General features: G+C 65.6%; 7 protein-coding genes. 5 read left to right on the plus strand and 2 right to left on the minus strand.

What is annotated here, in order from left to right; translation table 11 throughout:
• The first annotated feature begins 98 nt into the window (after positions 1 to 98).
• From B2527_RS09645 to B2527_RS09655, 3 genes are all read left to right on the plus strand, one after another.
• On the plus strand, positions 99 to 503 hold the full coding sequence (locus tag B2527_RS09645) for an acyl-CoA thioesterase (protein WP_293708807.1): 405 nt from the start codon (positions 99 to 101) through the stop codon (positions 501 to 503).
• An 11-nt stretch (positions 504 to 514) separates the two neighbouring features.
• A complete protein-coding gene (locus B2527_RS09650; RefSeq protein WP_293708809.1) occupies positions 515 to 1375 on the plus strand; it encodes an NAD-dependent protein deacetylase in 861 nt (286 codons plus the stop codon).
• Positions 1376 to 1449: 74 nt separating this feature from the next.
• Positions 1450 to 2559, plus strand: coding sequence for an NADH:flavin oxidoreductase/NADH oxidase (locus B2527_RS09655; protein WP_293708811.1), 1110 nt, complete (start codon positions 1450 to 1452; stop codon positions 2557 to 2559).
• Between the two features lie 37 nt (positions 2560 to 2596).
• Here B2527_RS09655 and B2527_RS09660 read toward each other — a convergent pair whose 3' ends face one another.
• Positions 2597 to 3535, minus strand: a complete 939-nt coding sequence (locus B2527_RS09660; protein ID WP_293708813.1) for a LysR family transcriptional regulator — start codon at positions 3533 to 3535, stop codon at positions 2597 to 2599.
• Positions 3536 to 3674: 139 nt separating this feature from the next.
• Here B2527_RS09660 and B2527_RS09665 point away from each other — a divergent pair, with 139 nt between their 5' ends.
• Positions 3675 to 3938, plus strand: a complete 264-nt coding sequence (locus B2527_RS09665; protein WP_293708814.1) for a DUF2798 domain-containing protein — start codon at positions 3675 to 3677, stop codon at positions 3936 to 3938.
• Between the two features lie 98 nt (positions 3939 to 4036).
• Positions 4037 to 4888: a formyltetrahydrofolate deformylase gene (gene purU, locus B2527_RS09670; protein ID WP_293708815.1), complete on the plus strand. Its 852-nt coding sequence runs from the start codon at positions 4037 to 4039 to the stop codon at positions 4886 to 4888.
• 13 nt (positions 4889 to 4901) lie between these two features.
• Here purU and pncA read toward each other — a convergent pair whose 3' ends face one another.
• The gene (pncA, locus tag B2527_RS09675; protein ID WP_293708816.1) at positions 4902 to 5522 is read right to left on the minus strand and encodes a bifunctional nicotinamidase/pyrazinamidase; all 621 of its coding nucleotides are present in this window, start codon (positions 5520 to 5522) and stop codon (positions 4902 to 4904) included.
• Between the last annotated feature and the right edge of the window lie 179 nt (positions 5523 to 5701).

Consider the following 5701-nt stretch of genomic DNA (forward strand, 5'->3'; position numbering starts at 1 on the left):
AAGACAGTTGACTCCTACAAAAGCTATCTGCAGCTGCGTACACAAGCTGCACAGCTTTGCGGGCGTATCATCTGCGCCAACTTACAGATGACACCCCCATGACCCCCATTCCCGAAACGAACCCACCGGTCGAAGTCCGCATGGCGGAAATCGTCTTCCCCAACCACACCAACCATATGGGCACGCTGTTCGGCGGCCAGGCGCTGGCGTGGATGGACAAGGCGGCCTTTCTCGCCGCCGCCCGTTATTCGCGTTGCACCGTGGTCACCGCGCGCTCGGACCAGGTCGATTTCAAGCTGCCGATCCGCATCGGGCAGATGGTGGAAACCATCGGCCGGGTGGTCAAGGTTGGCCGCAGTTCGATGCATGTGGAAGTCGAACTGATCGCCGAAGACCTGCACAACGGCGAACGCGCGCTCTGCACCAAAGGCACCTTCGTGATGATCGCGCTGGATGGCGAAGGTCATCCGACCACCGTGCCGACGCTGCCGACGCAGGCCTGAGCCTCGCGGTGATGACCACTTCATCGGCACAGACCGGGCGCTTGTCGCCAGCAGTGATCACCGAACTGCCGCAGTTCATTGCCGGCCATCGGCGCTTGTTCGTGGTCACTGGCGCCGGTTGCAGCACTGATTCCGGCATTCCCGACTATCGCGACAGCGATGGCCAATGGAAGCGCACACCGCCGGTGACGTATCAGGCTTTCATGGGCGAGGAAGCAACGCGCAAGCGCTACTGGGCGCGGAGCCTGCTGGGCTGGCCGCGCTTCGGCCAGGCCTTGCCCAATGGCACGCACCATGCGCTGGCGGCGCTGGAAGCCGATGGTCGCATCGAGCTGCTGCTGACGCAGAACGTGGATTGCCTGCACCAGGCGGCGGGTAGCCAGACGGTGATTGATCTGCACGGCCGACTGGACCAGGTACGTTGCATGGGCTGTGAGGCACGCAGCGCGCGTGAGCTGCTGCAACAGCGACTGCTGGATGCCAACCCGGGCTGGGACACCCTGGAGGCCGGCATCGCGCCCGATGGTGATGCCGATCTGGAAGCCGATTTCTCCGCCTTCAGCGTGCCGGCCTGTGATGCATGTGGTGGCGTGCTTAAGCCGGACGTGGTGTTCTTCGGCGAGAACGTGCCGCGCGAGCGCGTTGCCGCCGTGCATGAACATCTGCAGCGTTCCGACGCGGTGCTGGTATTGGGTTCGTCGTTGATGGTGTACTCGGGTTTCCGCTTCGTCGATGCGGCTGCCAAGGCCGGTTTGCCGATAGGCGCGGTCAACCTCGGCCGTACCCGTGCCGATCACCTGCTGTCGCTGAAGGTGGAAATGCCCTGCGCCCAGGCACTTGCCTTCCTGTTGGACGGCACCAAGACGCAGTGATCCATCACGCCGGTTGAATCAACGGCCGGCGCGGCGTGCAATGGGCGCCCCCACCGTTGATGGACGTTCCCCACGTGAGCCAGCTTTTCTCACCGTTGTCGCTAGGCCCGCTTTCCCTTTCCAACCGCATCGTCATCGCGCCGATGTGCCAATACTCGGCCGAAGACGGGCAGGCCACTGATTGGCACACGATCCATCTGGGCCAGCTGGCGCAGTCCGGCGCCGGGCTGTTGATCATCGAAGCGACCGCGGTCGAGCCGCGTGCGCGCATCAGCTGGGCCGATCTCGGTCTCTGGGACGACACCACCGAAGCCGCCCTGGGCAAGGTGCTGGGCACGGTGCGGCGCTGCTCGAACATGCCGATCGGTGTGCAGCTGGCGCATGCCGGGCGCAAGGCGTCCACCGCGCGTCCATGGGATGGCGGTGGCGCGATAGCCCCCGACCAGGAACATGGCTGGCAGGTGCTGGCGCCGTCGGCGCTGCCGTTCAAGGCCGGCGATCCCATCCCGGAAGCGTTGGATGACGCCGGCATCGATGCCGTGGTCGAAGACTTTGTTGCTGCCGCCAAGCGCGCAGTGCGGCTTGGTCTGGAGCTGATCGAGCTGCATGCCGCGCATGGTTATCTGCTGCACCAGTTCCTGTCGCCGTTGAGCAACCAGCGCGACGATGCGTATGGCGGCACGTTGGAAAACCGCATGCGCCTGTTGCTGCGGGTATTCGATGCGGTGCGCGCGGTGGTGCCGGCCAATGTGGCCTTGGGCGTGCGCATCTCCGCCACCGACTGGGTGGAAGGCGGCTGGGATGTTGCCCAGAGCATTGAACTGGCCAAGGCGCTGGAAGCACGTGGCAATGATTTCCTGCATGTCTCCAGTGGCGGGCTGGACCCGCGCCAGCAGATTCCGGTCGAACCCGGCTACCAGGTGCCGCAGGCGGCGGCGATCAAGGCCGAAATCGGCACGCCGGTGATCGCGGTGGGCCTGATCACCGAGCCGACGCATGCCGAGGAAATCCTCGTCGATGGCAAGGCCGATGCGATCGGCATCGCCCGCGGCATTCTTTACGACCCGCGCTGGCCGTGGCATGCCGCGGCAGCGCTGGGCGCGCAGGTGACGGTGTCGCCGCAATACATGCGCTGCGAACCCCATGAAGCGCGCGGTCTGTTCAAGCTCGACCAGCGAGGCTGACGTCCGGCGAAGGCGCCAGCGGTGTGGCCGCTGGCGCTCAGGCGTGGTCGATGTCGATGCGCCAGGCCGGCGGCAGGGCATCGAGGACGTGCTGCAGCAGCGAGCGTACTTTCGGGGTCAGGTCGCGACGGTCGCTGACGCACAGGAACAGACGCATCGGTTCTGGCGAGGCCCGCACATCGCTGCAGGCCTCATCCTGGAACAAGGCCTGCAGTTCGCCGCGGGCCAGATAGGGCGCGGCGACGAAGGCCGCCAGCCGGGTGATGCCGCCGCCGCGGGCGGCCATCGCCGCCAAGGCATCAATGTCGTCGCTGACCAGGGCCGGCTGCACCTCGGCATCAAAGCGCAGGCCGTCGCGGACGAAGCCCCAGCGCAGGTAGCGCCCATCCAGCGGGTAGCGGAACAACAGGCAGCGATGCTCGCGCAGCTCATCGGGTGTGCGCGGCGTACCGGCGATCGCCAGATAGGCCGGGGCCGCACAGAACACGAACGGTATCTGTGCGATGGGTCGTGCCACCAGACCCTCTTCCAGCTGCGGCTCGATGCGGATGCTGACATCCACATCCTCATGGCCGTGGTCGACGCTGCGGTCGGCCAGCAGCAGCTCCATTTCCAGTCGTGGATAACGCTGTTGCAGGGCCGGCAGCAGGGGCGCAAGCACATGCCGGCCGAAGGCGACGCTGCTGGCGATGCGCAGGCGCCCGGCCGGCTGCGCATCGGGGTCGGTGACTGCTGCCTGCGCACGTTGCAGATCGCGCTCGATATGCCGCACCTGTGCCAGGTAGACGGCACCGCGCTCGGTCAGGGCCAGCTGGCGGGTGGTGCGGTTGAACAGGCGCACGCCCAGATGGGCTTCCAGGCGGGCGATGTTCTGGCCCACCGCTGCCGCGCTGATGCCCAGGGTACGCGCGGCAGCGGCCAGGCTGCCGGCGTCGGCGGTGCGGATGAAGCTGCGGATGGCGTGGAGGATGTTCATGCCGCTCGGCATTTTCCGGGAGGATTGCAAAGTAAATCTTTATAAAGCGCCAAGCCAACGCGATCTAGCCGTCCCCCGGCTTGCCGACTATCGTGCCCGGCCCGCAGCACCTGACTGCTGCCTGCCCGGATCCCGCTGGATGCTCGACCCCCGTCCCACCGCCGTTGCCCGCTGGAAGTTGCATGCGCGCACCACGCCTGTTGTTTTCGCGTTCTTCATGGCCTCGATCATGGCCATGCTGATGTGCCTGGTGATCACCGCCGCCAATGCCGGCATCGATGGCCAGTTCCCGGCGCGGGTGCTGTCGGCTTACTGCCTGGCGATGCCGACCGCGTTCTGCTGTGTACTGGTGGTGCGACCGGTGGTGATGCGGCTGGTGGCGCTGACGGTACATCCGCACTGAGCAGGCCGACGGGCAAACCGTGTCAGCTGCAACTGTCTTTGCCGGGGATCGACCGGAACGGTTACCTTCCACGGCCCGCCTGATGAACGTTGTTGGCCATGCGTCCCGATTTCATTCTCACTCTTTCCTGCCCGGACCGCACCGGCATCGTCTATCGCGTGTCCGGCCTGCTGTTCGAGGCGGGCTGCAACATCCTCGATGCCCAGCAGTTTGGTGATGATGAAAGCGGCCGCTTCTTCCTGCGCGTGCATTTCGACATGGGCAATGCGGGCGATGAACCGGTGGTGCGCGCCAGGCTGCAGGGCCTGGGCGAAGAGTTCGCGATGCAATGGGAGCTGCATGATGCGCGCCGCCGCGCGCGCCTGCTGGTGCTGGTCAGCAAACAGGGCCATTGTCTCAATGACCTGCTGTTCCGCACCCATAGCCGCCAGCTGAAGGTGGATATCGCTGCGGTGGCCTCCAACCACAATGACTTCGCCGGGCTGGCTGGTTCCTACAACGTGCCCTTCCATCACCTGCCAGTAAGCACCGAGAACCGCGAGCAGCAGGAACAGCAGATCATCGACCTGGTCGAGCGCGAGCGCATCGACCTGGTGGTGCTGGCGCGCTACATGCAGATCCTGTCGCCACGGCTATGCGAGGCCTTGTCGGGGCGGGGAATCAATATCCACCACAGCTTCCTGCCCAGCTTCAAGGGTGCCCAGCCGTATCACCAGGCGCATGCGCGCGGGGTCAAGATCATCGGCGCCACCGCGCACTACGTGACCTCGGACCTGGACGAGGGCCCGATCATCGAGCAGGACGTGGCACGTGTTGACCACGCAATGACCCCCCGCGAGTTGGTGCAGCTGGGCAGCGATACCGAATCGCAGGTGCTGGCGCGGGCGGTGCGCCGCCACGTCGAGCACCGCATCCTGCTCAACGGCCACCGCACGGTGGTGTTTCGCTGAGTCCGGCCCGGGTTCAGCCGATCTCGATACCTGCTTCCATCAACGCAATACGCGTGGCCTCATCGCTGGCGGCGGCCACCGGCCGGGTCAGGTCCCACAGGAAGCGCACGTGGAAGCCGCTGATGGCCGCGTCCTGCGCGCTCCACAGCACGCAGTAGTCACGTGCCAAGCCACAGACGTGGACCTCGCGGATGCCGCGTTCATGCAGCCAGCCGGCCAGTCCGGTGGGGGCACGGCTGCCTTGCGGGCCGATGTTCTCGCGGAACGCGCTATAGGAATCCACGCGCCGCTGTGTGCCTTTGCGCAGGATCAGGTCGGCGTGCTTCCAGTCCACCCGTGCATCCAGGCTTGCTCCCTCTGTGCCCTGGACGCAGTGGTCTGGCCATAGGGTTTGTGGTTGGCCGTGCAGTTCGATGGAATCGAATGGTTTACGCCCGTCGTGCTGGCTGGCGAACGAGGCGTGATCGGCCGGGTGCCAATCCTGGGTGGCAACCACGGTGTGATACTCGCGCGCATCCAGCAGTGCCGCGATGCCCGGCACGATGGTGTCACCCTGCAGGCAGGGCAGGGCACCGCCGGGCATGAAATCCGGTTGCAGATCGATTACCAGCAGCGCAACGTCGGTTCCGTACATCGACAACTTCCTCACGCGGGGAAGCACAGTTTAAGCCAGCGGCGATGGAAGCAAGGTAGTGCCGAGCCCTGCCCGGCAGGGGCGTGGCCAGCAGTCTCATAGGAGCGGCGTAAGCCGCGGAGCAAGCAGAGCCAAAGCACCCCTCCCCAACCCTCCCCTTTGCTACGCAAAAGGGAGGG

The sequence above is a fragment of the Stenotrophomonas sp. UBA7606 genome (assembly GCF_002477705.1).
Taxonomy (GTDB): domain Bacteria; phylum Pseudomonadota; class Gammaproteobacteria; order Xanthomonadales; family Xanthomonadaceae; genus Stenotrophomonas.